The 24,265-nt window shown below is 59.3% G+C and carries 18 protein-coding genes and 1 pseudogene; 5 read left to right on the forward strand and 14 right to left on the reverse strand.

All coding sequences use genetic code 11. The features are described from left to right. Positions 1–354 precede the first annotated feature (354 nt). The 4 genes from ABL844_RS33795 to ABL844_RS33810 form a co-directional block, all read right to left on the reverse strand. Complete coding sequence (locus ABL844_RS33795; RefSeq protein ID WP_418132053.1) at positions 355–1,665, reverse strand: NAD(P)/FAD-dependent oxidoreductase; 1,311 nt, start codon at positions 1,663–1,665, stop codon at positions 355–357. A gap of 142 nt (positions 1,666–1,807) precedes the next feature. Then, on the reverse strand, positions 1,808–2,818 hold the full coding sequence (locus ABL844_RS33800; RefSeq protein WP_418132054.1) for a 2-dehydropantoate 2-reductase: 1,011 nt from the start codon (positions 2,816–2,818) through the stop codon (positions 1,808–1,810). A gap of 12 nt (positions 2,819–2,830) precedes the next feature. Then, complete coding sequence (locus ABL844_RS33805) at positions 2,831–3,598, reverse strand: class II aldolase/adducin family protein (RefSeq protein ID WP_418125991.1); 768 nt, start codon at positions 3,596–3,598, stop codon at positions 2,831–2,833. Between the two features lie 161 nt (positions 3,599–3,759). Further along, positions 3,760–4,638 (reverse strand): alpha/beta fold hydrolase, encoded by an 879-nt coding sequence (locus ABL844_RS33810; RefSeq protein WP_418132055.1) that lies wholly within the window; start codon positions 4,636–4,638, stop codon positions 3,760–3,762. Positions 4,639–4,796: 158 nt separating this feature from the next. Between ABL844_RS33810 and ABL844_RS33815 the strand changes: the two genes are divergently transcribed. Together ABL844_RS33815 and ABL844_RS33820 are read left to right on the forward strand one after the other, a co-directional pair. After that, the gene (locus ABL844_RS33815) at positions 4,797–6,098 is read left to right on the forward strand and encodes a protoporphyrinogen/coproporphyrinogen oxidase (RefSeq protein ID WP_418132056.1); all 1,302 of its coding nucleotides are present in this window, start codon (positions 4,797–4,799) and stop codon (positions 6,096–6,098) included. A gap of 67 nt (positions 6,099–6,165) precedes the next feature. Then, the gene (locus ABL844_RS33820) at positions 6,166–6,891 is read left to right on the forward strand and encodes a TetR/AcrR family transcriptional regulator (protein ID WP_418125995.1); all 726 of its coding nucleotides are present in this window, start codon (positions 6,166–6,168) and stop codon (positions 6,889–6,891) included. Positions 6,892–6,997: 106 nt separating this feature from the next. Here the strand turns inward: ABL844_RS33820 and ABL844_RS33825 are convergent, their stop codons facing one another. The 8 genes from ABL844_RS33825 to ABL844_RS33860 form a co-directional block, all read right to left on the reverse strand. Further along, entirely contained in the window at positions 6,998–7,966 is a 969-nt protein-coding gene (locus ABL844_RS33825; RefSeq protein WP_418132304.1) for a WD40/YVTN/BNR-like repeat-containing protein, read from the reverse strand. Positions 7,967–7,980: 14 nt separating this feature from the next. Then, entirely contained in the window at positions 7,981–10,362 is a 2,382-nt protein-coding gene (locus tag ABL844_RS33830; protein ID WP_418132057.1) for an efflux RND transporter permease subunit, read from the reverse strand. A 25-nt stretch (positions 10,363–10,387) separates the two neighbouring features. Next, positions 10,388–12,097 (reverse strand): DUF1302 domain-containing protein, encoded by a 1,710-nt coding sequence (locus tag ABL844_RS33835; RefSeq protein ID WP_418132058.1) that lies wholly within the window; start codon positions 12,095–12,097, stop codon positions 10,388–10,390. Between the two features lie 19 nt (positions 12,098–12,116). Beyond that, positions 12,117–13,472 carry a DUF1329 domain-containing protein gene (locus tag ABL844_RS33840; RefSeq protein WP_418126555.1) on the reverse strand — a complete coding sequence of 452 codons (1,356 nt, stop codon included), beginning with the start codon at positions 13,470–13,472 and terminating at the stop codon, positions 12,117–12,119. A 701-nt stretch (positions 13,473–14,173) separates the two neighbouring features. Next, the gene (locus ABL844_RS33845) at positions 14,174–15,562 is read right to left on the reverse strand and encodes an L-serine ammonia-lyase (protein WP_418132059.1); all 1,389 of its coding nucleotides are present in this window, start codon (positions 15,560–15,562) and stop codon (positions 14,174–14,176) included. 114 nt (positions 15,563–15,676) lie between these two features. Next, positions 15,677–16,840: an MFS transporter gene (locus ABL844_RS33850; protein WP_418132060.1), complete on the reverse strand. Its 1,164-nt coding sequence runs from the start codon at positions 16,838–16,840 to the stop codon at positions 15,677–15,679. A 115-nt stretch (positions 16,841–16,955) separates the two neighbouring features. Then, positions 16,956–17,735: a class II aldolase/adducin family protein gene (locus ABL844_RS33855; protein WP_418126000.1), complete on the reverse strand. Its 780-nt coding sequence runs from the start codon at positions 17,733–17,735 to the stop codon at positions 16,956–16,958. A 50-nt stretch (positions 17,736–17,785) separates the two neighbouring features. Continuing rightward, entirely contained in the window at positions 17,786–18,283 is a 498-nt protein-coding gene (locus ABL844_RS33860) for a VOC family protein (RefSeq protein ID WP_418132062.1), read from the reverse strand. 375 nt (positions 18,284–18,658) lie between these two features. Here ABL844_RS33860 and ABL844_RS33865 point away from each other — a divergent pair, with 375 nt between their 5' ends. Both ABL844_RS33865 and ABL844_RS33870 read left to right on the forward strand, forming a co-directional pair. After that, positions 18,659–20,254 carry a GMC family oxidoreductase gene (locus tag ABL844_RS33865; RefSeq protein WP_418132063.1) on the forward strand — a complete coding sequence of 532 codons (1,596 nt, stop codon included), beginning with the start codon at positions 18,659–18,661 and terminating at the stop codon, positions 20,252–20,254. A gap of 118 nt (positions 20,255–20,372) precedes the next feature. Then, positions 20,373–21,695 (forward strand): D-serine ammonia-lyase, encoded by a 1,323-nt coding sequence (locus ABL844_RS33870; protein WP_418132064.1) that lies wholly within the window; start codon positions 20,373–20,375, stop codon positions 21,693–21,695. A gap of 129 nt (positions 21,696–21,824) precedes the next feature. Here the strand turns inward: ABL844_RS33870 and ABL844_RS33875 are convergent. After that, a pseudogene (locus ABL844_RS33875) lies at positions 21,825–22,466 on the reverse strand (integrase core domain-containing protein); the annotation flags it as partial. Between the two features lie 61 nt (positions 22,467–22,527). Between ABL844_RS33875 and ABL844_RS33880 the strand changes: the two are divergent. Next, positions 22,528–22,758, forward strand: coding sequence for a hypothetical protein (locus tag ABL844_RS33880; RefSeq protein ID WP_418132065.1), 231 nt, complete (start codon positions 22,528–22,530; stop codon positions 22,756–22,758). A 586-nt stretch (positions 22,759–23,344) separates the two neighbouring features. Here the strand turns inward: ABL844_RS33880 and ABL844_RS33885 are convergent. Beyond that, positions 23,345–23,875, reverse strand: coding sequence for a hypothetical protein (locus ABL844_RS33885; RefSeq protein ID WP_418132066.1), 531 nt, complete (start codon positions 23,873–23,875; stop codon positions 23,345–23,347). Positions 23,876–24,265 lie beyond the last annotated feature (390 nt).

Consider the following 24,265-nt stretch of genomic DNA (forward strand, 5'->3'; position numbering starts at 1 on the left):
GACAAGGAGACAGCAGTAATGTGACGATCTTCGGCGAGTCGGAGGGCAGTTCGAACGCCGCGGCCCATCGCCTCCGAAGGTTCCGCGGGCCTCTCACAAGGCCATCATTCAAAGCGGTAGTTAGCCATACGCTGGCCAGTCGTCCTAGATGTTTTCGATGGCGCGCAGTAACGCTTCATTAGATTGTTCGCGCGTCTGCGCGCGATCAGCGTCTGGGATCGTTTCGCGAGTGCTGCGAAGCAGGTTCATGGCTCGGCATCCTTCGGGTCTTGTTCCCAGCCATCCAGCCTCAAGGGTTTGCTCAAACTTTGCGGTTCAGCAGGTCAAGATCGCGTCGGCATTCACATGGGACACCTACTTCTCGAAGACGAGTCGCGGCCGCATCTTCCGTCCAATCTTTCGGATATCGCGGCGCATGGCGGCACTCAGGCCGCGAACCACCGGCGACACGATCATCCGGCTGGGCCAATCGATTTTGTTGCGAGTCACAAGCCAGGACTCCGCATCCGTTGCCTGGCGATCGAGCATGAGCCCGGCAAGAGTCCGTCCATTCCTGGCGCCTAGCGGCATGCCGTGACCCCAACATCCATTTGCGTACCCGATCCGATCATCGGCAAACAAGCCCACGTGCGGAATGAAGTCCCGCGTTGTCGAGATCGGCCCCCCCCAACTCTGAACGGTCCTGAGATCAGAGAGAGTGGGAAAAAAGGATGCAAGATGGCGAGGCCCCTCCCTGAGGAAGTCACTGCTGATGTCAGGCGACATTTCATTGCCATGCGGAACCCTCGCGTAATAGCCACCAACGTAGAGCAGCCGGCCATCGCGGGTTGGCGCAAAAGAATAGAACAGCTTCGACATGAGGTTGACGCCCGCTCTGCGCGGCCAGTTCAGGGCCCTCCAGTGCGACTCTGACAGGGGTTCGGTCACGTTGGCGTAGACAAACACCGGTGACTGGGATCGCCGCATTCCCAGATCTTCAAGCCCCGGAAGAAGGTGGGAATATGCATTCGTTGCGACGACCAGCTTCTGGCAGCGCAAGGTGCCGCTTCCGGTATGCAGGCGGATGCAGCTTGCTTCGCGCTCGATGCACACCACAGGACTGTTCTCGTGAACCTGAACTCCCGACCTCTGCGCCACAAGCTTCAGAGCTCGAAGGTACTTCAGCGGATTGAACTGGCCACCGCGCCGATCGAAGACGGCTCGGCCAAAGTATGGACTTTGAAAGGAGCGCGCAACCTCCGCCTCCGGGATCGGCTCGAGGAATGAGTCCTGGCCGACCTTCCGGCAAAACGCGAGGTACTCGTCAAGCGTTCTATTGCCGTCGGCTCTGAGCCCCATCTCGAAGTAGCCAGTCTGCTCATGGTCGCAGTCGATGTCATGCTCCTCGATCAGAGCTTCGATCGTCGAGATGCCTTCCTGGATGTAGGTATACGCCTCCCGCAATTTCGCTGTGCCATAGCGTTTCATCTGAGCCTTGAAGTCGCTCTCGCCGAACGCAACGATCAGCTGCCCCGCATTGCGGCCGCTCGCACCGAACCCCACCACCTCGCTCTCGAGCAAAGCCACCGAGACATGCCGGTCCAGATTCTTCAGGTGATACGCGGTCGAGAGGCCAGTAACACCGCCACCCACCACGCAAACATCCACGTCGAGAACACCCTCCAAGGGTGCACTGGGCGCGTAGGGCTCTGCGGAATGGAACCAATGGGATCGGCTTCGATGTAGCAAGTGCGTCCTCGGTGGAGTCGGGGCGGGTGGTTTCATCCGGATGGCGATCAGAGCGCAGCCCCAGCAAAGATGTGGAGGACTATTCCAGGCCGAGTGCCCGGAGCAAGGCGTCGGGTGACATATGCCGATCACCACCCTTTTCAGCGGCGTGGATCAGTTCGCATATCGCCCTGTTCGTTTCCGCCGCTCTCCCGTGCCGTGCCGCGAGCCGAACCACTTCGCCATTCAAATGGTCGATTTCAGTCGGCCTACCTGCTTCCAGGTCCTCCCACATCGACGACCTCGCCTGGGGATCCATGGCAGAGATCGCCGGGACCAGGGACAGATACTCCTGATCTTCCAGGCGGAGCAGGGCTGGAATCTTGTCGCATGGAAGTCCGCCGACGGTCGCTGGCTTGATCGAAGCAGCATCAAGTGCCATCAATGCCTCCTCGACGAGTGCGGCCAACACGCGTCGGTAGCCACGGATCGAGAGCTGCACGCGCAGCGGCTCGCCCGACAAGGCATTGATCGGGTTATTGAGGTTGAGGAGGAGCTTTCCCCATTGCACCTCCACAAAATCGGTTCTGAGCGTCAAAGGGAGCCGCGCATCCGAGAACAGCGAAAGCCAGGGATGCCATGCCTCGTGGCCTTCCGCCATCAGTTCGCCAAGTGTCGCGCGATGAAAGCGGCCGTCAGGAAGCTGCACGACATTGAAGGGAATCATTGCTCCCAGCACGATGTGGTTCGGCAGCGCGCTTCGAAGCTTCTGAACATTGTCGACTCCGTTCTGGAAGCTCGCCACGATCGAACCCGGCTTCGCGAGACGCCGGATGTCCGGCAGCACGCCTTCCGTGTCGGCGCTCTTCACCGCGACGATCAAGAGATCGCTCGGCGGGATGCCGTCGACGCGATCCGAGAATCGGACGGCGTCGGCAGAAATGGAAGCGTCCCAGCCGTGGAGATCGGAGACATGCAAGCCATGCTTCGAGATCCGTTGCCCCATGGCGCTGCGACCGATGAGACGAACGTCGGCGCCGGCGCTCAGCAATGCTCCGCCGACAAAGGCGCCGATCGAGCCCGCGCCAAGAACGGTGACAGTCGATGCCAAGGTCGCACTCCTTCAGGCAGAGTAGCCTGGATCAAGCCGGTCGAGCTTGCGCAGGAGCGATGGCCAAACGAACTCCCCCGCCTTCCCTCCGGTTTGCACCTTGGTTGCGTGAGCCACTCCCGCGAGGATCTTGGGGTCCACGTGGACGAGTTCACTTCCTCCCGATTGAGCCGCGATCTGGATCTGGCAGGTCGTCTCGAGCGTGTACATCGCGAGGAAGGCATCGGCGATGGTCCTTCCACAGGTCAAAAGACCGTGGTTGCGCAACACGAGAAAGTTCGCGTTCCCCAAGTCCGCCTGCAGACGTGGCTTCTCGTCGTCGTGAATCGCGACGCCTTCGTAGTCGTGATAGGCCAGGGACGAGAGTACGAAGGTCGCCTGCTGGCTGATGGGCAAGATGCCGTTCTTTTGCGCACTGACAGCAATGCCCGAGCGCGTATGTGTGTGAAGGACGCACTGGATGTCCTCACGCACGGCGTGCACCGCGCTGTGAATCACGAAGCCAGCGGGATTCACCGGATACGGCGAGTCGATGATCTTCTTGCAGTTCTGGTCCACCTTGATCAGGTTCGACGCCGTGATCTCCTCGAACATCAGTCCGTAGGGGTTGATCAGGAAATGATGCTCCGGTCCTGGAATGCGTACGCTGATGTGGGTAAAGACCAGATCGCTCCAGCCGTGCAGAGCGACCAGACGATAGCAAGCCGCGAGATCGACTCGGAGTTGCCACTCCTCGGCGGAAACGAGACGTTGCACGTCAGATTGAACAGGCTCGTTCATGGATCATCCTTTATCTTGAGTCACTGATGTGCGTTTGGAGCGGTAGGCAATCCCCGGGGAAGCCGGAGGAGGTCCCGGATCGAGGGCGACGGTCAGGCGAACAAGCGCGGGATACCCCGGTTTTTGGTTGGGGGAATCCGTCAACCCATGTCCAAGAGGCATCACACGTCTGCGGATGCCTTCCGAAGCAGTGCACGAATGGCTTCGAGAGATTCGGGTTCGTCGAGAAGCGGCGGGTGGCCGCGCCCCTTCACTGTCGTGAGCACCGTGTCGGGGTGGCTTTTGATCATGCGCTCGACCGTGTCGGCCGTCAGAAAGTCGGAATGCTCGCCGCGCAGCAGTGCGATGGGCACCCCGCGCGTCGCGAGATACGCGCCCCATGCATCTGGACTCTCCCGACCCATCCGAGCAGCGTCTGCGAGAACGAGCAGATCGAAGTCACGGGCGTACCTCCCGGGAGTCATCTCGCGATAGGCTCGAAGCATCAGCTTGACCCATTGTTCTTCTTCCAGAGCCGGGTACTGGGCACTGAAGTGGTCCTTCACCCGTGCCAATGCGACATCGAAGCTGTAGTCTGCATCTTCCGCGTGTCCGGCAGATCTTTTCACGGATGCCGGACCGATCTCCGCGCCGATGTCATTGAGGACTAGCCCGCGCACTCGCGCAGGAGCCTCTCCCGCCATGTTCAGTCCTATGAGCCCCCCCAATGCAGTGCCGAGAACCGCGACACGGTGGACGCCGAGGTGATCAAGGAGACTCCAGACGTCCTGCACGAGAAGGTCAAAGTGGTACTCCTTGACGTCTGCGTAGCGCGTGGAAAACCCCCTGCCCCGCAGGTCCGGAGCGATCACTCGCACGCCCGATTCAGCAAGCGCGGGCCCCAACTCCACGAAATCGCGTGAGTTGCGCATGAAACCGTGCAGGCACAAGAGCGGAACGGCCCCAGCGCAAGTGCGAGGCACGAAGTCCCTGTAGAAGATGCTCGCCCCAGAGGGCGAGGCAAACCGATCCTCGGCGAGCCGGATCTCATTCTTGGCCATCAGAGAACTCCTGTGAGTGAAAAGTAGGGCGCGCCCGGCGCCACCATCGAAGTGATCCTCGAACGGCGTCACTGTAGCATTTATTCGATGTTAATCAAGTTTGAGTTAGACTGATGTTGCGCGCGGGCGCGCTTCACATTCACCAAGCAAGCAAAGACATGAGCGACACGAACATCGTCATTGGCGCCGGCATCACGGGTCTGACTGCAGCCATCACTCTTCAGAATGCAGGCAAGAAGGTCATCGTCGTCGAAGCGTCAGAACGGCCAGGCGGCAGGCTGGTGAGAATCGAACGAAACGGCGACGCAGCGGAGGCAGGCGGCCAAGGAATTCATTCGAACTACCGGGACATGCTCGGGCTCATCCGCGCCGAAGGCCTCAGTGGTGACCTCATGCCGCAGTTGAACCATCAAGCCGGCCATTTGAATCGACAAGGTGCTCTTTGCTATCCCAAAGGGAATTTGGGCCTGGCCAAATTGATGGGTCCACGAGGCACGCGAGACCTGGCGTGGTTCGTCACACGATATCTCGTGTTGTCGAAGAAGTTCGACCTGTTCGAATCGTCGGTCGATATTCCGGCCTATGACAATGCGACCGCTGCCGAAGCATTCAGTTGGGCGGGCGACGAATTTCGAGACTATGTTTTGCGCCCTTCGGCACATGCCATGTCAAACACGACACCAGAATTCACGAATTTCTATTTTTTGCTGAATTTGATGAAGCTGGTCGCCACCACGAAGGTAATGACGCTGCGCCACGGCAACGTCTCCATTGCAGAGCATCTGGCAAAAAAACTCGATGTTCGATATGGCATTGGCGCAAAGAAAATCCTGACAAACAAGGGCAAGACGGAAGGGGTACTTCTGGAAGATGGGAAAGCGCTAACTGCACGCCATGTCATTTTGACTGCCCCCATGAATCGCGCAGCAGAAATAATTCCCGATGACCTGGCCGCGGAACAAAGATTTTTCTCTGAATTCCCGAACTCCCCTTTTGTTCTGGTCTATTTCTTTCTTGACCGCCCCCTCCCGACCGAGGCATTCGTCTACGTCGGACATGCATTTCGCGATGTTGCCTTCAACATGGCACTCAACCATACGGTGAAGACCCCTCACTTGGTGAGGAGCGGCAAGGCGATCATCTCTGCATGGTCCAGCTTCCCCAAGTCGGGGGAACTGATCGGTAAGCCTGACAGTGAAGTTATCCTGCAGGCATTGAACGAGATCGAAGTCTTCTTTCCAGGGATTTCCCGATGGGTAGAGGAGGCTCGCGTCCAGCGGCACCATTGGGGAATAGCGCGCCTCTCTCCCGGCCAGCACGGTAAGATCCTCGAATTCAAGAGAAACGTCGAAGCACTGAGCGGGATTTCGTTCGCAGGCAACGATTACGACGGCGTTCATATGGAATCCGGCGTACGAGGAGGCTTACGTGCAGCGCAACGTGCTCTGAAGCACAATTAGCCCTCCGCCTAGCGCGTCGACCTCCCGTTATCTCTTCGTGTCACGCGAAAAATAGGATTCCAACGAAATGACCGACGAAATTCCGGACACAAGCACGATGCCATCTGTGCGCCCGAAGGCGTCCCACCGCAAAGGTCGTACCCCCGAAACCAGCAGAACGCCTCGCGTTCCAACGCAGGAGCGGAGCAAGGCGCGCTACCTGGCGATCATCAAGGCTGCAGAGGAGTTGCTGGAAAGATCCAATATCGAGGATCTCAGTCTCTACGATATCGCGAAGCAATCCGGCATCGCACCAGCGTCCGTGCACTATCTTTTCAGCACGATCACGGCAGTGCATCTCGAGTTGCATCGACTGCATAACGACAAGCTCACGGAGCGGGTGATCGAGAGCTCGGCCCCTTTAATTGCTCAAAGGAATCCCAGCTGGCAGGAATGGATATACACGAGCATGAAGGAGGCTCGCGATGCGCTGAACAGCAGCCGGCCCATGTCGGAAGTCATGCTCGGGCCGACCATGCACAGGCAAACCCGTTTGACGAACCTTAAAACCAACTTCTCGCTGGGGCAAAAGGCCGTCGAATACATGCACGCTGTTTTCATAATGCCCGACATCCCGCATCTTGATCGCTACTACGGCTATGCAGCCGAGTTCAGCGATGCATTGTGGTCGGGTGCCTACTCGGCGCACGGGCGAATCGACGATGAGACATTCGCCGAGTCGGTCAGGGCAACAGTTGCATACCTCCGGTGCTTCCTACCCGAGACTTTGCACCTTCGAACATCGAAACCGTAGTCCTCGTTCGAGGCTTGATAAGCCGAAAAACTCGATGTAAGACAAATATCTGAAGCTCTGTGCCGAGGTAATACAAGCCTCCCCTGGGTCTGGCTTTCGGGCACATCTACTTCGCGTCTCCCACGACACCACGCTTCGAAAGCAGGATCCATCGCCGCTCATCGGTGGCCAAAGCCGCAGTCAGCGAGTCACCCGACGGGCGGACAGCGACCGAGAACGTCCGTCCACCGTCGCGGCTCTGAGCTTGCAAGCCATCGAGGCCAACAACCAGGACGTCGTCGCCATGGACCGATATGGCCGTCACCGAGCTTTTGCTTTGAAGATCGATCGACTGCCACTGTTGCGTGGTTTCATTGCGGCGCAGCAAGGTGCCGCGCTGGCCTCCCACGAGCAATGTGCCGTCAGACAGCACAGCGCCTGCCCAAAGCGACCCTTTGTAGCCGGTATCAAGGTAAGTCCACGTATGCCCCTGGTCCATCGACCGCAGAACTTGGCCCCGCTCCGCAGTTGCATAGGTGGCCCCCCGCTTGTCCGCAAACAGGCCCAGTAGATTCAGATCGGCTTTCTTGCCTCCCGGGGGCGGCGCGATGTTCTGGGGCGCCCACGTCTCGCCCCCGTCGTCCGTCGTCAGCACGAGAGACCACAAGCCGACAGCAACGCCATGCGCGGAATCAAAGAAGTGGACGGCGAAAAGGGGCCGATCTTCGTCGGTCGAGAGCCTCTGGATCTTCCAGTTCTCGCCGCCGTCGCCGGTGGAGAGCACAACGCCCCAGTGACCCACAGCCCAACCGTGAGTCGCGTCTGCAAAGCTCACGCTCGTGAGCGTCGAGCTGACCGGTACCTGGTGCGCCTGGCGAAAGGTTGATCCCTGATCATCGGACAGGAGCACAACGCCGTTGGCACCGACCGACACGGCACGCTTTCCGCTCCAGGCGGCCCCCAGCATCATCGCCTGGGTGGCGATCGGCGTCCGCACCGCCGCCACAGGGCGGAGTGCGGGAGCCTCGGTCGCTTGCACGACCACAACGCTGGTTGCAAGGCTGATTGCTGCTGTGGCACGAAAAATACATTTCATATCTGACTCTTTGCTCAATGTGCCAGCGCTCCAACCGCACGCACGGGCCTGCGTCGGGGAAATATCCGCTCCAGCCAGACTGCAAACGCCGGCAGCACCGTGATCGCCATCACCATGTTGACGATGAACATGAAAGCCAGCAGCTTGCCCATGTCGGCCTGGAACTTCAGAGAAGAGAACGACCACGTCACGACACCGGCAGCCAAGGTGATCGCGGTGAAGATCGTGGCAGTACCGACCTCCAGAATTGCGTGTTCGAACGCCTCGACGATTCCGAGTCCGTTCGCAAGGTGCAACTGCAGGCGGTTGTAGATGTAGAACGCGTAATCCACGCCTATACCGACGGCCAGCACCATCACGGGGAGGGTCGCGACGGTCAATCCGATATCGAGCTCCTTCATGAACCAGTAGCCGATAAAGGTGCCGATCGTCAGAGGAAGGCAGCACGCAAGTACCGCACGAAGATCCCGATAGGCAACGAACACGAGCAACACGATCGTCGCGTAGACATACAGCATCATCGGCAGTTCGCTGTGCTCGATCTCGTCATTGATCGCCGCCAACACCCCAGCATTGCCGGACGCGAGACGGATCTTTACGCCATCCATCGGGTATTTCGCGCGGAAATCCTTTACCGCTGCGATGACTCCATTGATAGTGGTCGCCTTGTGGTCGGCCAAGTAGATGTGAGCCGCGGTCATGCTGCAGTCCTTGCGCATGGTTCCGGGAATCCGGCTTATCTCTACGGCGAGTGCAGAGTAGTTCCCTGAATCGATCGGCACCACTGACATCTTCGGGTTCCCTTCGTTGTATCCCTCGTTGTATTGCCGCAGAAGGGAAGAAAACGAAACGACAGAGAGGACACCCGGCACCGGCTGCATCCACCAGGCAAACCGTTCCTGGTAAGCCCCGATCGCGACGTTGTCGCAAGAATCCGGCGGGGCTTCGAAAGCGACGCTGAGCCAGTCCAGCCCGACGTCGTAGCTCGCGCCGATCGATTGCGCATCACGATTGAAGCGCGCGTCCGGCCGCAGTTCCGGAGCTCCCGCTTGCAGCGTTCCTATGACGCGGTCCCTGCTCTCCCAGGCTGAAGCCACCAGAACGACCGCGGCCGAGAGCAGAACCACCAAGGCAACCCGGGGTTCGGCCACGCGGGTGACAAACCGAAGCCAGCGGGCCCGCTCCGCGCCCTTGCGTTCAGCTCCAGCGGCATACGCCTGGTCCACCTGAACCAGGGAGGCGGCGATGGGCAGCATCACCAAGTTCGTGATGATCTTGTAGGCGACGCCAAGCGATGCCGTCACCGCGAGTTCGCGCACCATCGGAATGGGGACCAGTAGCAGCGTGATGAACGACACGAATGCCGTCACCAGGGCGAGCGTCCCCGGTACGAGCAAGCCTCGAAAACTCGACCTCGCCGCCTGTTCGGTTGTCTTGCCTTGCGATATCTCGCGAACGATGAAGTTGATCTGCTGAACACCGTGCGATACGCCGATCGCAAACACGAGGAACGGCACCAGGACGCCAAGCGGGTCAAGGCCATAGCCCAGAAGATGCAGCGTCGCAAACTGCCAGACCAGAGACGTCAGTGAACATGCGATCGGCAGCAGCGTGAGCTTCATCGAGCGGCAGTACCAGTACACTGCGGCCGCGGTCAGAAGGAGAGCCAACCCGCAAAACTCGAGGACAGATGACGCCCCCTCTGCGATGTCACCGATCTGCTTGGCGAAGCCGATGATTTGGATCTCGTAGTTCCGATCTTCGAACTTGGAGCGAAGCTCGGATTCAAGCAGACGGCCGAATGAAACATAGTCGATCCGCTGGCCTTGGGCATCGAACTCGTTGAGGTCGGCGGTGATCATCGCGCTGGTCTGGTCGCGCGACACGAGGCTGCCGATGTAGCCGCCCTGGGCGGTCGACCGTTTGATCGCCTCGACGGCACTGGCATCAAGACGGTCCGGCGTGACGGTCCCTGGAATGATGGGGTCGGCCCGGAACCCGTCCTCGGTGATCTCGTTGACGAACGAATTCGGCGTCCACAGCGATTGCACGCTGCTACGAGAGATGTACGGCAAGAACGTGAGAGCCTGGGTGACGTCGCTGAGCTTCTTTAGCCCTTCGGGCGTCCAGATGGATCCCGCTCTTGCCTTGACCACGATGGTGAGGCGGTTCGCTCCCAGGAAGTCGTTGCGGTAGGCGTTGAAGGTTTGGACATATTCATGTCCCACCGGCAACTGCTTCTCAAAGCCCGCATCCATCCTCAACTTGAGGGCGAAGAAGCCCATGAACACTGTAAAGACGGCCAGCCCGATCAGGACGGCGCGCCGGCGAGCGAACAGGATGGCTTCGATCCTTGCAAGGAACCGCTGCGACGCGGTGGCTCCGCCGGGAGCCATTGCACTTTTCTCTTTCACATCGGACCTAGAAGTTGCGGGACACAACGATGCCGAAGAAATCACGATCGCGTACGGGGTTGTCGAGCAATGTGCGTCCACCCATGAAGCGCGTGTAGTTGGCGCTGACCTGCCAGGTCGCGGGATTCTGAATGAAGTTCACGTAGTAGTTCACCGCTGTGACACCCTTCATGAACTGGGAAGAAATCCCGGGGGTTCGACCGAACAGGCCTCTCCGAATGTAGATACCCGGATTGACCTGCCAGCCCTTGATCAGGGAGCCGTCGTACACCCAGTTGAAATCCACGTTGATCCCGCCCGAATACTTGGTACCTACCGCCGATCCGGGGGTGAACAGAGCGCCGGTCTGGACCACATCATTCAGTTCATTTCCCCACAGCAACCCTCCCGAAGCAATCGGAGAGCCTGCGTAGCTGGACTTGAGATTCGGATAGCCAATGACAACCGTCTCGGTCGTCAGCGTCGCGGTGTCCGCCTTGAGAAGGCTGAGAATCGGACCAGCGTTGCCAGGCTGAAGTGCGAGAAGCGATGTCAGGTGCCACTGATAGCGCTCAGTATCCGCCCAACATTTCCCCCCTTGGGCCACGCACCCGCTTGCGGGATTCAGAGGCACCGCGTCTTTCGGCCGGTACGACAGTTCGGTGCCGATGGCCCAGTCTCCCACCGGAAAGTTCGCACTCAGGCCGAACATGCGGCGACTCTCCGGGTAGCGATAGATGGTCGCGCCTTCAGGACTCAGAGACGTCTGGGGCAGCTTGTCGTGATAGTTCATCACGTAAGCGCCGAGGTTCAGGTCGGTCCCTTTTGGCTGGTAGCGCAGCGCGAGTCCCCATTGACCGGAATCTTTTGCCCGGGTGGTCGTCACGCCGTAGGCGTTGCTTCCGACGCCGACGACGGAGGTCGAAAAGTAGCTGCCCACAGGCGGCAAGTAGCTCTTGTTCCAGCCCACCTGCACATAGCCCTCAACATTCACCCCCCCGCCCAGGCCAGCAGCGACGCTCACCATGGGGGCTGGCAGCACGAACTCTTTGACCTGCGCCCCTGGCTGAGCGGCCCGGTTGACGTCGATTGAGTTGGTGGCGTTGATGCCACCGATCTCATAGAGACTCTCGCCCCAACTGATGACCTGGTTGCCTGCACGAACACGCACCTGCTGCCCCGCCACGTCGAAGGTCTTGCTGACCCAGAAGTCAAGGAGGCGCGCCTTGAACCGCAGGTCTCTGCGCGCATCTGCGGACAGACCACCCTGGATGTTGGGCGGCACAGCAGACACAAAGTCCTGACCGCTCACCGCGCCCGTCGTGTGGGTCGCGGAGAAGTCTCGGGCCCATGCGGCACGCGCCATGAAAGACAAGCCCTCCGAAGGCATCTTGAGCAAAAGCTCATGGGTGCCCTTGAGGTACGTTGTGAACGGCCTGCCCTCCTTGTAGTTGATGTTCCCCTGGTCGCTCAGGCCGCTGAATTGCCCCATGATGCCTCCGCCCGTGCGCGCGAGGGTCGTGCTGTCATACGTAGGAGAGACCAGAGAGTTGCTCGGGGATTCGGTCCGGATCCCGGTTCCGATCGAGACGGTCGAATCGAAGCTGCCCTGGATCGATCCGTCGGCGTTTTTGAAGGTTGCCGCCTGCGCGGCACCCGTTGCCAGGGCAATCGCTGCCAGCTGATAGCGAACGACTCGCGTCGAGCGGCTCGAGGAGCGAAGGATGATGTTGTTCATTGCTTTTACTCCGCTCGAATCAACGCTCACTGCGCGCGCGCAGGCTTTCGGCAGAGTAGTAGTCAGGCTTCATCCGGGGGTTGCCCGTGCCGTCGACGACCCATTTCATGTCGGTGCCGTTGGCGAGGGCGGCCCCATCGATGAGGTAGCGGCCTTCCGCCAAGTTGTGCTGGACGAAAGCAACCGAGTCGCAAGACCCGGTTTCGTAGACAGGGATGACGAATCCCTCTCGAACCTTCCAGGCCTTGCCTTGAGCGTCGTAGTCGACCGCACCCACAAAGGTCCAGCTGTCCTCGTCGATATAGAACTCCCGCTTAGGCGACGAGTGGCGCAATCCTGGTTTGACGGTGGCCTCCACAACCCAGACGCGATGCATCTCATACCGGCGATGCGTGGGGGAGATGAACTCCGGTTTCAAGACATCGTCGGCCTTGGCCTTGAAGTCGTATGGACCGAAGGCGTTGTAAGGAATCACCATTTCCTTCTTTCCAACGAGCTTCCAGTCGAAGCGGTCTAGTGCGCCGTTGAACACATAGGCTTCATCGATGTTGTACTGATTCTCGTAGCCGATTTGAGGGGCGTCGTAGGCATAGGCCGGCATCCGACGCGTGCGCCGCTGGCCAGGAAAATAGTAGAAAGTTTCCGAAGCTTTGTTGGACGGCGCCACGAACACGGCGCCCTGCCCCGCCAACGCCGTCGGCGACTGATAGCTCATGGTGTAGTACGACTCGATCTGCTCGGCCTTGGCGAAGGTCGTACTGTTCTTGTCCGCCCATGGCATGTAGGTGAAGCTGTCGGCTGTCACCTTGATCCACTCGCTGCTGCCCTTGCGAGGAGACACATACACGATCTGGTTCACCATCTCGATGCCCGCGCCGCGGTAGTGCATCTTCGCGTTGATCATCACCTCCGCCCCGCTCTTGGGCATCGGAAATGGAATGCCGGGAACGAATGCATCCGAGAGACTCAGGCCATCCGGATTCAACTTCGCGAAGCCGACGTTCTTCTTTGTATTTTCTGCCACGACACCCGGCGCCCCGCATGTGCGGCGGCTGGGGTAGACATCCATGCTGTAGCCCTTCGTGGACTTGATCAGGGCCACCTGGCCTGCGTTCAGCTTGTCCGCATACTTGTCGACATTGGTGGCATCGATGGTGTAGAGAGGCTTGTCCGACTTGTATTTGAAGAAGTCGGAGCGCAGCGCGCCGAAGGTCCAACCTTGACCCACCGCACCGGGCGGCGTCCATTCAGGGATTCCGCTGGCGGTGCTCGCCTTTTCCGCTCCCATGGGCGTGAGCTCCGTGCCGAGCTTGCCTGCGTCACCGCTCTGGGCAACCGCCATGGTCGCCACACCCGTGAAGGCAAGAGTCAACATCATGGTGCTTGATAGCTTGGCGAACCCCGTGGCGCGAGGAGGAAGAATGCATTTGGACCTCATGAGATATCTCCAGTTGGAAAGTTGACCTCGCCTGCGGCAAGCACTGACCGCTGCTCGCCGGGATCGCTTCAGCAGGCAAATAAACTGACTAATAGCGACTTTTAAGCCAGACAATCGCGGTAAGCAGAAGTCGTGCCCAACGCAGCTCGCGACAAATATCTGACTAAAGTCGATTTTTATCTTCTGGCGGGGCCGAAACAATAGGGTTAACCTCACTGAAACCTGATGCGGCACTCCTAAGTACGAGCGATGCACTTTGGTTGTGCATGGCTGCACCATGTGGGCCTCAGCGGCGGCAGCATTTGTGCAACATCGAATACCAAACGGCCTGAGCCTTTAGGCATGGCTCGCGACGAACGCTTGTAAGTTGCTTAAGATCTATTCATAAACGAGAGTGGCCGAACGAATCGATAGACCTAGCAGCTCAGCCGCAAGCTCGACAGCACGATTGCTCGCCCGTGCAAATCTACCGGCACCTGGCGCGAAAGCGCAGATGTACGCCCTATCAGCCAGCTATCGTGTGAAGGATCGCAAGTTCCTCTGGAGCGAAGCGCATCGACCGGCTCACCCTCGAGATCGCGGTGCTCACTCAACGCACCGTCACTCAGATTGACTTCCACCGAGCCGGCGAGCAGCCTTCAGCATTCGACGATGTTCACGGCCAGACCGCCGCGCGCGGTCTCCTTGTATTTGGTCAGCATGTCGGCCCCCGTCTCTCGCATGGTCTTGATGACCTTGTCCAGGCTCACATGGTGAGCGCCGTCGCCATGCATAGCCATGCGTGCTGCGTTGATCGCCTTGACTGACGCGATAGCGTTTCTCTCGATACAGGGTATCTGCACGAGTCCCCCCACGGGGTCGCAGGTCAAGCCCAAGTGATGCTCCATTCCGATCTCGGCGGCGTTTTCCACCTGCATCGGACTGCCGCCCATGGCAGCGCAAAGCCCTGCGGCCGCCATGGAGCAGGCGACCCCCACTTCGCCTTGGCACCCGACCTCCGCACCGGATATTGAAGCGTTCTCCTTGTAAAGGAGACCGATTGCCGCGGCAGTCAACAGGAAATCAACGACACCTTCGTCAGTCGCGTCCACGACGTGACGCGAGTAGTAGTGCAGAACAGCCGGGATGATGCCCGCCGCGCCGTTTGTTGGGGCCGTGACTACGCGCCCGCCGGCGGCGTTTTCTTCGTTGACTGCGAGAGCGTAGAGGTTGACCCAGTCCATCACCTGAAGCGCGTCGGGTGGTCCCGCGTTGGGCGCGCTCAGGCTCCTGAAAAGTGCTGCCGCTCTCCGTCGGACCTTGAAACCGCCCGGCAGCACGCCTTCCGTACGACATCCCCGCTCGACGCACAGCTGCATCACCCGCCAGATCTCCAGTATTCCGGCTCGCGTCTCGGCGTCGCTGCGCCAGTGGCGCTCATTGCACCTCATGACTTCCGCAATGCTGCATCTGTTTTGTGCAGTAAGCCTTAGAAGGTCTGCGCCACTGTGAAATGGCAGCGGCAGGACGGAGGTGTCCGGTGCGATGGCCTTTTGCTTCGAGCGATCATGAGCCAACTCTTCGGTAACGACGAACCCGCCCCCTACCGAGTAATATTTCTTCTCCGACACGAGCTCGCCACCAGCACCGTAGGCCCTGAACCGCATGCCATTGGCATGAAACGGCAGCGCCTCGCTCCGGTAGAAAAGCAGATCCGACTTTTCGGTGAACGCGATCGCTCGCATGCCGTTCAAAGTGATCACGCGCTGCTTTCGGACGTCGTTCAGCAGCTCCTCTATCTTCTCTACATCGATGGTGTCGGGTGCGTGGCCGAGGAGGCCAAGCACTACCGCCTTGTCGGTCCCGTGGCCTTTTCCAGTCGCGCCAAGGGAACCGTACATTTCTGAGCAGATCCTAGCGACAGAATTAAGCTTCCCCGCATCGACAAGCGAATGCACGAACATCCGGGCCGCACGCATGGGCCCGACCGTATGAGAACTCGAAGGACCGATGCCGACTTTGAACAAGTCGAAAACGCTGACTGCCAAGATTGATTTTCCCTCGTGCCAGGTTATTCACAGCGTGCGCGGCGCAGCCTATCAAGATTGACACTCGACGACTGAAGTCGCCCGTAGCGCCCAAGCCCGCCTTCTGGAGCGATGTCAGGCCCGCTTAGCAAGCGGGGGCGTGCGCCCATACTGCGCCGTTGAACGAGAAGCGGCAAACACTGTGAGGATAGCCAACACAAGGAGGCCAGCTGCCACCCAACCCACCGGACGCACGCCACCGAATCCGAACACAACACTGGCAAGCGCCGGGCCTATCGCCAAGCCGAAATTCGTGACGGACCCCGCCAAAGCGGCGCTTTCTCCTGTTTCGTCCAGCTCAGCAAGAACGCTCAGGAGGTAGGGATTGGCAATGACCACACCCGCATTGATCAGGCCCAGAGCAACAAAGAAGCCCCAGCGGCTCCAGCCCTCGTACATTCCCAGGGCGGTGCCGATGAGGATCGCAAGCCCCCAATAGATCGGCTTGAATGCCCCCGCGCGATTACCCATCCAGTTAGTGAGAACAGCGGCAGGAATCTGAATCAACGCGGCGATCGTGAAGGTCAGGCCGAGCTTCTCATCGTCGATCATCAAAGAATGGCTCGACGGCCCTGCAAAACTGATGGTGACGGACTGGGAAATGAACAGGGCAAACACTGCGATCAACATCCAAACGATGCCGATGCTTCGCGTCGTGGGCTTCTGACTCATGCTCGTTGTCCAAGACAGGCTGGCCACGGGCATCTTCGGCGAGAGAACAAGCCCCAATGCCATCATCGCAAGTTGCACGATCTCCGCGCCGGTGGGGCCGTACCTTCCGATGAGAAGAGGCGCGATATACATGGCAATACCGTAAACCACGGCGATCACGATCGCAGCTTGTGCGAACCATTTCTCCGGATGCTCGTAGTACGAGGCGAGGCCGTAGACACACGCCACGAGAACGCCGGCAGCAACGCCGAAAACGATCTTCAGTGCCGCGTAGATATACAGGTCATGAGCAAAGATCATGGCTGCCGTGGCCCCAAAGCCCAAGAAACAGGCACCCATCGACCAGGTTCTTTTGCTTAGCCGAGAGATCCGCCTGCTCATCAACAGCGCTGTGAGCGACAAGACCAGCAGCTGGGCGGAAGCAAGCCAGCCGACGTGATCTTCGGTCAGGCTGAAACGCTTCATCGCCGTCATCACATCGTAGGGAAGCAGGTAGTTGGGCAACCAGCCGAGGGTCGCGAGATACAGCACTGCGCATTTCTCAAGGCCGACGAGCTTGCTTTTCATGGTGGAGTCCTTGGCAAGGAGATGTGAACGAAGGGAAGTGAGTGCTACGCCGGCCGACCTTTCCCGCTCCTCCGCTCACCACCTCGGCGCACAAGCGAGTCTCGGGAGATGGGTCTCAGTCCATGAAACTGGGGTCCAGCTTCACAAGCTTGCGCACTAGGCCATCCCATGGATCACTCGTGCCATCGCCGTTGACCACGCGCTGCAGTTCGGCCTTGAACATCTCCAGCAACGGTGGTCCGAACTGAATGAGCTCGCCACCCTTGGTCGACGTCGCCATCATCTGGATCCTGCAAGCCTTGCGGATGTTGTAGTGCCGAAGGAAGGCGTGTTTTGCAAAGTAGCCGATCGTGATCAGTCCATGGTTCCGCAACAGCAAGGCGTTGTTGTGGAGCCCCAGGCTGGCCTGCAGGCCAGCAGCGCATTCCGGATGAGTCTCCACCCCTTCATAGGCGTGGTAGCCGATCCCGTCGGCGAGCGCGAAGGCGGCGGACTGGGAGATGGGAAGAAGCCCCTGGGAATTGCAAGCCACCGCGGCGATGATGTCATCGTGCGTGTGGATCACGAAGTTGGCATCGGCCCGAGCTTCGTGAACCGCGCGCATGGGATACCAAGAACAAGGGACAACGCCAAATGGCGTTTCGGAAACCACCCGCTCATCGACTGTGATCTTCACCAGGCTCGACGCCGTAACCTCTTCGAACAATAGACCGTTGGGGCCGACGAGATAGTGCTCACCCACCCGCGCAGAGATCAACTGCATCGAAAGATCATCCCATCCCATCAACGGAATGAGACGGAAGAGCGCTGCGGTGTGGACTCTGATTTCCCATTCTTCGTCCGAGACCTTTCCCTTCAATGACGGGTAGGCGGTATCACCAATTTTCAATTCCATCTCTGCTCCAAAGTAAGTTGCTGAATCCGATGAGTCGCGCAGAGTCCGCCTCAGAATTCGAAGTACGCGGGCCCTGAGCGGTCCCAGGCCGCACTGGCAGCTTTCATCTGGGCGAAGCCGTCTTCCACAGCCGGTGAGGATTGGATCAACTCGATGACGCTGCCTCCATCCAGCTCCGCCTCGAAGAATCTCGTTTCGACACCGATTACTGAAACCCAGCGACTGATCGGTTTCAAACCGCGTTCGACAAATGCAGCCGCATCTGCGTCGATGTCTTTCGACAGGATGCCGAGGTGGTGCGATCCAAAGCCGTGCACCGACTTGAACTCCGTGAGCGAGGACGGCGCATCGTTGTGCTGCTGCATGAGTTCGATCTGGAGATCTCCGGCGTATGCGAACGCAGCACTGATGTCGGCGGAGATGTCTTCGCCGCGATGCGTTTGCACCGCGTACTTCAGATGCCGGCCGACAAAGAAGGGCCCTACGCCCATGGCGGTCCAGCGCGTCACGGCCTTGTCGATGTCCTCCACCAGGTAAGCGACCTGCATGATCGCGCCGACTCCACCGCTCGCCATAAGCAATTCTCCAAAGTAATGCACCGGTTCCGTCACAGCGCCGCTACCGCGCCAGAAAGCCGTTGTTAATCTAATATTAGTTGCTTTCCTGAGGTGATGCAACGGGCCATCAACAGGAAAATCCTCATATTTCCCCGATTACAGTCGCCTCGCGTGCCGCCGCCGATCCAGTTTCAGAGTTTTAATAGTAGACTAACAACAGCTTTTAGCGGCTCTGCTGTGCAATCAGGGGCAGCTACGCGCGGGGCACGCGCCGATGCCTCGAAGGAACTTGAGCGGCTGCTCCGGGCATGCTGCGCCTTCTGCACGGCAACAGCTCTACCGAATGGTTTCGAATCGGAAAGAGTCATGAATCAAACGTTCGACTTCGTCATCGTGGGTGCCGGCTCCGCCGGCTGTGTGCTTGCAAATCGACTGTCTCGAGACCCCAGCGTGCGTGTCCTGCTTCTAGAGGCCGGCGGATGGGATAAGGACCCGATGATCGGCCTTCCCGTCGGCATCAAACCGATGACCGCCAAGAAGCAGTACCGATGGGTGGACACCTCAGACCCCGACGAAGGCCTGAATGGTCGCATCAATGAGGTGCTCCACGGCAAGGTGATCGGGGGAGGCTCATCGATCAACTACATGGCGCATACACGCGGCCATCCCCGCGACTACGAACGCTGGGTCGCCGCTGGCGCTGATGGCTGGGGATTCGAGGATGTTGCCCCCTTCTTCAAGGAATGCGAGGCTTGGGAGCACGGGGAGAACGCCACCCGGGGCGGCGTCGGAGAGATCGGCGCTCAACTGGGACGACTTGATGATCCCGTCTTCGCTGCATGGTTCGATGCGCTTTGTGCCCTTGGCTACGATGGGACTGACGACTACAACGCATCTCACCCCGAAGGCTTTTGTGCGGTGCAGTACTCCATCAGAAACGGGCGCCGCTCTTCGGCCGCGCGGGAGTTTCTTCACCCTGTTCTCCAGCGCCCCAACCTGACCGTCCAAGTCGAATCGATGGCGACAAAGATCCTCTTCGACAAAACGAGGGCCGTCGGTGCCGAATACGTTACCAGGGGCCAAAAACAAGCGGCGCGCGCCGGGCGGGTTGTGCTGAGTCTGGGAGCCATCAATACGCCGCATCTTCTGATGCTCTCGGGCATCGGGCCTGCGGCGCACCTGCGCTCGATGGGCATTTCACCCTTGGTAAACCTTCCTGTGGGGCAAGGCCTGGAAGACCATCTGGGTGTCGAAGTCATGTGGGAGCGGAAGCAGCCGGGGACGTTTCATCAATCGCTCAGATTGGACCGAGCGGTCTTCAGCATGTTTCGGGGGCTGGCGTTTCGCAGCGGCCCGGCTTCGCGTCTGCCAGGCGTCATACTCGGTTTCGCAAAATCAAACTCGGCTTTGCCGCAGCCTGACTTGCAGTACTACCTGCAGACACCTCCGCCCTATGCCGACGTCTGGTTCCCGGGGCTGAAGCGCCCCTATCAAGACACGCTCAGCGTGAAGATGAATTTGCTGAGCCAGCAAAGCAGAGGTGAAATCCTGCTTCGTTCCACAGATCCGACCGAGCGGCCGCGCATTGTCTACAACTCGCTGTCCGAGCCGAGAGACATTGAAACCTTGCGGGAAGGCGTGATGCGCGCTCAAGCCATGCTCGAGTCAGCGGAACTCTCTCCGTTCCGAGGCAACCCTCTCATGCCCGATCGTCCTTTCCGGAACAACGCCGAGGTCGACGCATACATCCGGTCTCATGCGTTCCAACAATATCATCCTGCGTGCACCTGCAAGATGGGCAAGGACGAAACGGACTCTGTTCTGAACCCGGACCTGAGTGTCCGGGGCCTCGATGGACTGAGCGTGGCGGATGCATCGGTCATGCCAAACCTCGTCTCCGCCAACCCCAACATTCCCGTCGTGATGCTCGCTGCCAAGGCGGCAGCGATGTGGTTGGGTTGAGAGTGAGCGCATTGCTCGACTCCACCTTCGCCATCACCACTTTGCGGATGATGGGTTCTAGCAAGTCGCCACGACAAATAGGCCTTCCTCTTCAGGACCTGGAGCCGTTCGAGCAATCATGAAATTCAATGACAAGCAGCGCGATTCTGAATTGGTCGAAAACATTCGAACGCGCAAACCAGTGTTCTGGACGAACCCTGCCCGGGCAGAAAACGGACGCATGGGAAGTACTTGGGGTGGCCGGCCAATTGGCCGTGAAGACGTACGCGCAGCAGAAGACCGGTTTCGAAGATTCAGTCGCGTTCTAACGGACATGTTTCCGGAGTTGCGGGACACGCGCGGTGCAATTGAGTCCGCCGTCCTTCCGGTTCCGGCTCTTCAAAGCCACTTGGGCATCCCCGTGGAATCGGGACGCGTACTCATCAAGGCGGACCATGCGCTGCCGGTCGCGGGCTCCATCAAGGCCCGAGGCGGCATTCACGAGGTGCTGGAATTCGCTGAGAAGCAGTTGCTAAAAAGTTCAGCAGGTACGCTCGACGGCATTGGCGACCTTTCGTTCGAGACGATTCGCGAGAGGCTCGGCAAGTATCGGGTTGCAGTTGGTTCCACGGGCAACCTCGGCCTCAGCATTGGTGTGATCGCATCGGCCTTGGGCCTGGGGGCCACTGTTCACATGTCTGCGGATGCAAAGCGCTGGAAGAAGGATCGACTGCGCAAGCGAGGTGTTCAAGTCGTAGAGCACGAAGGCGACTATGGCGCCGCTGTAGAGGCCGGCCGTACGGCGGCCGCAGCCGATCCCAATTGCCATTTTGTCGATGACGAGGGATCGCTTTCCTTGTTCATGGGCTATAGCACCGCCGCGAGTGAGCTCCGGACTCAATTGAGCGGCCTTGGGATTCGCGTCGACGCGGACCGTCCACTTTTTGTCTATCTTCCCTGTGGCGTCGGGGGAGCACCGGGGGGGATTGCGTTCGGTCTTTCCCATGTATTCGGCCCGCACGTGCATTGCTTCTTTGCAGAGCCAACGGCCTCGCCCTGCTTTCTTCTCTCGCTGCTCGACGAAAGCGGCTCGAACCCGAGCGTCTACGACATCGGCCTGGACAACGCCACGGAAGCTGACGGTCTCGCGGTGCCGCGCGCGTCAGCACGCGCAGTCGAAGTGATGAGATCAGGAATTGGGGGCGTCTTCACGGTGCAAGACGACGCGCTCTTCAAGAACTTGCACGCTGCGGCGATCACGGAGGGGATCCGTGTCGAGCCTTCGGCAACAGCTGCTTTTGAAGGCCCGCGATGGCTGACTTCATCCGGTCCTGGAAACGAGTACCTCGCACGTCACGGACTCACTGGAAGTCTTCCGAAGGCGACACACCTGATCTGGACAACGGGCGGCCTTTTCGTGCCGGATAACGAATACCAGGCGTTCTTCGAGCGCGGCGCCTAGACATTTCGCAGGCAGCGAGCCACATCCCGATCTCGTCGCGCACCAGCCTTTCGACGCTGGAGTCGATCAACACCATCATGCAGGATCTCGGGCCCTCTGAGCTGCTCGGTTTAATCGAAACAGTTTTTCCTAGAAGATGGTGGGTTGCAGTTCTTTGCGGAGTTCGAGTTTGAACTTCGCCGGGGTCAAGTATTGCAGGCTGCTGTGGGGACGTACTTTGTTGTAGTGACTGCGCCAGGCTTCGATCAGGACAGCGGCTTCGCGGCGCGAGCGGAACCACTCGATGGAGAGACACTCGTCGCGGAACTTGCCGTTGAACCTCTCGTCGGTGCCGTTCTGCCAAGGCTTGTCAGGCTCGCTGAGCACGGTGGCGATGCCGGCGTGCGCGATCCACTCCAGGATGGCTTGGCTGACGAACTCGGGCCCGTTGTCCGAGCGCATGAACAGCGGGACCCCGTGCAGGCTCGCCAGGCGCGACAGCACCTCGATCACCCGTTTTGACCGAATGGCCCCGGCCACATCGATGGCCAGGCACTCGCGGGTGTATTCGTCCACCACGGTCAGGCATTTGATCTGCTGACCACTGGCCGTGGTGTCGAAAACGAGGTCATAGGCCCAGACCATGTTGGCCTTGAACGGCGTGTAGATGCGCGGGCGCACCGAGGCGATGCGCTTGCGTGGCACCAGCAGGCCTGCCTGGCGCCATAGGCAATGTGTGCGTGACCAGCGCGGCTTGAAGCCGCTGCGCTGCCCGATGGTCTGCAGGTGTCTCGCACGGCGCTTCACGAATTGGGGGACGAAGAACTGCTTTGTCGAGTACGACCTGTACACCATGCACTTCGGTCCGATCGTCAACGACGACGTGGAGAAATACCTCTTTGGCGTCATCGACGATCAGGGAGCGAAAGCAGTCCAAGCTTTCGTGCTCGGCAATCACGCTGACGTGCATGAGTCGTTTCAGGACTTCTTCGAGCACATGGCAACGCAGAAGCTGTGCACGCCCAAAGGCCTGGACTGGATCCGCTCGTGCTACGGCGCTGGGCCAAGTCGACTTGATGATTGAGATGCAGGCTCTGCGCTCGATGCATTGCGCCATGTGGGGCGAGGGCGTGCGAGAGATCGTCTCGGCGCAAGACTCCGATGCGAAGTTCCCGGTGACGGTCTACAACGCGGCGGCGGATCCGAAGTCCACGCAGTGCGCCTACCCTCAGGGTCCGCCTGTAGCGGCCATGGGCTCTCAGACAGTCTTCGCGCTGGACGCCAATTGCGCATTCTGTGCTTCGAAGTGCGGCCTGTGTCATTGCCCTTCAGCTTGAAGCTGGGCTTCTGGGCGCGCTAGCGCTTTGCGCGCCTCGACCTGCGCACCATCCAGAGCTTGTTCGCAGTGGTGCGCAGCATCGGCGGGATATTGTGATCCCATGCTGAGTATCGAACCACCAAAAACGCGGAAACAGCGGCGCAGTCTGCCGCGGATCCACACATCCAAATAAAAAGGAGAACACCAAGCACTTATCCCATTGTGAAGCCTTGGATCTCACCAAATGGGGTCGGTATTCGGTGGAAATGCAGGGTCAGAGATCGGGGGAATTCAGCACTCCGATGGATGCTCAGCCACCATCTAGTCGTCGTGTAGCTTCGTGCCTGTCGGCTTACCTTGGTCGAGCAATTTCGTCTCGCCCCAGAGCCGTGATGCGAATGATGAGCGCCTGCCTGGGAACATCCGGATAGTCTTCGGAGATCGGGCTGATTGACGCGTCGATCAAACCCGCCGCCTTGAGTACCAAGATGCTCCTGATCGAGGCTCCGCCTTCGATGCGAAGAGGGAAAGGAGAGTCCGCGATGAGGCACAGATATTCAAGCGGCGAGAGGAAGTTGCCCACTGTCCTTCGCGTTGACCTTAGAAGATCACGACTCGTATCGGCCAGCTCCTCCAAACCGTTCTCAGTAATCCTGCGGACTGTTGCGGCCGTGGTTTCTCCGTAGCAGGGTTTTCGGTTTCCCGACGTGTACACCTCGGCCTCAATCAGCCCTGTCGCTTTGAGCAAGGAAACCAGCTTCAACTCGTGCCGGTCTACGACATACGCAGGCAGGCGCATTTGAAGCAGTTCAAGCAGGTAGGCATAGGGTGTGTTGGCCCTTAGTCCCTCGGCCATATTTCCGGATCGGATTTCCGCGTTCATCGCCCCTCCATGGGAAATATTCACATTTGCATGAAGCGAAGGGCGGATATGTAGGACAAAAGATACGAAATATGGAAAGCAACGCCGCGGCGTTTTCCGCTGTCAGGAAAAGCAGATTCCCTAGCATGTAGCGGGCGAATGGATGGCTTCTATCGGGAATGCAAATTTCTCGGTAGCCTCGCCATCCATCAGGGCCGCTAGGACTCGCGGGTTAGCGTCGCAATTGCTTCTACCTTGTTCGTATACGACACTGCTTAATGTGCGCTAGTGTGCTTCTCACTTTTCGACAAACTGACGCAACCTAGGCCGGCACGCAATTACGTGCGCACGCCGTCTCCGGCGACCGCCGTTCCCGCACAGGCAGGCTGTCGATGGTGACGGAAACGCAAG

This window comes from Variovorax sp. 278MFTsu5.1, assembly GCF_048305045.1.
GTDB lineage: Bacteria > Pseudomonadota > Gammaproteobacteria > Burkholderiales > Burkholderiaceae_C > Variovorax > Variovorax guangxiensis.

What these genes read in the sequence shown, in the direction of transcription:
- ABL844_RS33860 (WP_418132062.1), bottom strand. Translation starts at nt 18,283, where the DNA reads ATGCAGGTCGCTTACCTGGTGGAGGACATCGACAAGGCCGTGACGCGC.
- ABL844_RS33835 (WP_418132058.1), bottom strand. Translation starts at nt 12,097, where the DNA reads ATGAACAACATCATCCTTCGCTCCTCGAGCCGCTCGACGCGAGTCGTT.
- ABL844_RS33865 (WP_418132063.1), top strand. Translation starts at nt 18,659, where the DNA reads ATGAATCAAACGTTCGACTTCGTCATCGTGGGTGCCGGCTCCGCCGGC.
- ABL844_RS33815 (WP_418132056.1), top strand. Translation starts at nt 4,797, where the DNA reads ATGAGCGACACGAACATCGTCATTGGCGCCGGCATCACGGGTCTGACT.
- ABL844_RS33885 (WP_418132066.1), bottom strand. Translation starts at nt 23,875, where the DNA reads ATGAACGCGGAAATCCGATCCGGAAATATGGCCGAGGGACTAAGGGCC.
- ABL844_RS33840 (WP_418126555.1), bottom strand. Translation starts at nt 13,472, where the DNA reads ATGTTGACTCTTGCCTTCACGGGTGTGGCGACCATGGCGGTTGCCCAG.
- ABL844_RS33850 (WP_418132060.1), bottom strand. Translation starts at nt 16,840, where the DNA reads ATGAAAAGCAAGCTCGTCGGCCTTGAGAAATGCGCAGTGCTGTATCTC.
- ABL844_RS33855 (WP_418126000.1), bottom strand. Translation starts at nt 17,735, where the DNA reads ATGGAATTGAAAATTGGTGATACCGCCTACCCGTCATTGAAGGGAAAG.
- ABL844_RS33870 (WP_418132064.1), top strand. Translation starts at nt 20,373, where the DNA reads ATGAAATTCAATGACAAGCAGCGCGATTCTGAATTGGTCGAAAACATT.
- ABL844_RS33880 (WP_418132065.1), top strand. Translation starts at nt 22,528, where the DNA reads ATGCACTTCGGTCCGATCGTCAACGACGACGTGGAGAAATACCTCTTT.
- ABL844_RS33820 (WP_418125995.1), top strand. Translation starts at nt 6,166, where the DNA reads ATGACCGACGAAATTCCGGACACAAGCACGATGCCATCTGTGCGCCCG.
- ABL844_RS33830 (WP_418132057.1), bottom strand. Translation starts at nt 10,362, where the DNA reads ATGGCTCCCGGCGGAGCCACCGCGTCGCAGCGGTTCCTTGCAAGGATC.
- ABL844_RS33805 (WP_418125991.1), bottom strand. Translation starts at nt 3,598, where the DNA reads ATGAACGAGCCTGTTCAATCTGACGTGCAACGTCTCGTTTCCGCCGAG.
- ABL844_RS33810 (WP_418132055.1), bottom strand. Translation starts at nt 4,638, where the DNA reads ATGGCCAAGAATGAGATCCGGCTCGCCGAGGATCGGTTTGCCTCGCCC.
- ABL844_RS33825 (WP_418132304.1), bottom strand. Translation starts at nt 7,966, where the DNA reads ATGAAATGTATTTTTCGTGCCACAGCAGCAATCAGCCTTGCAACCAGC.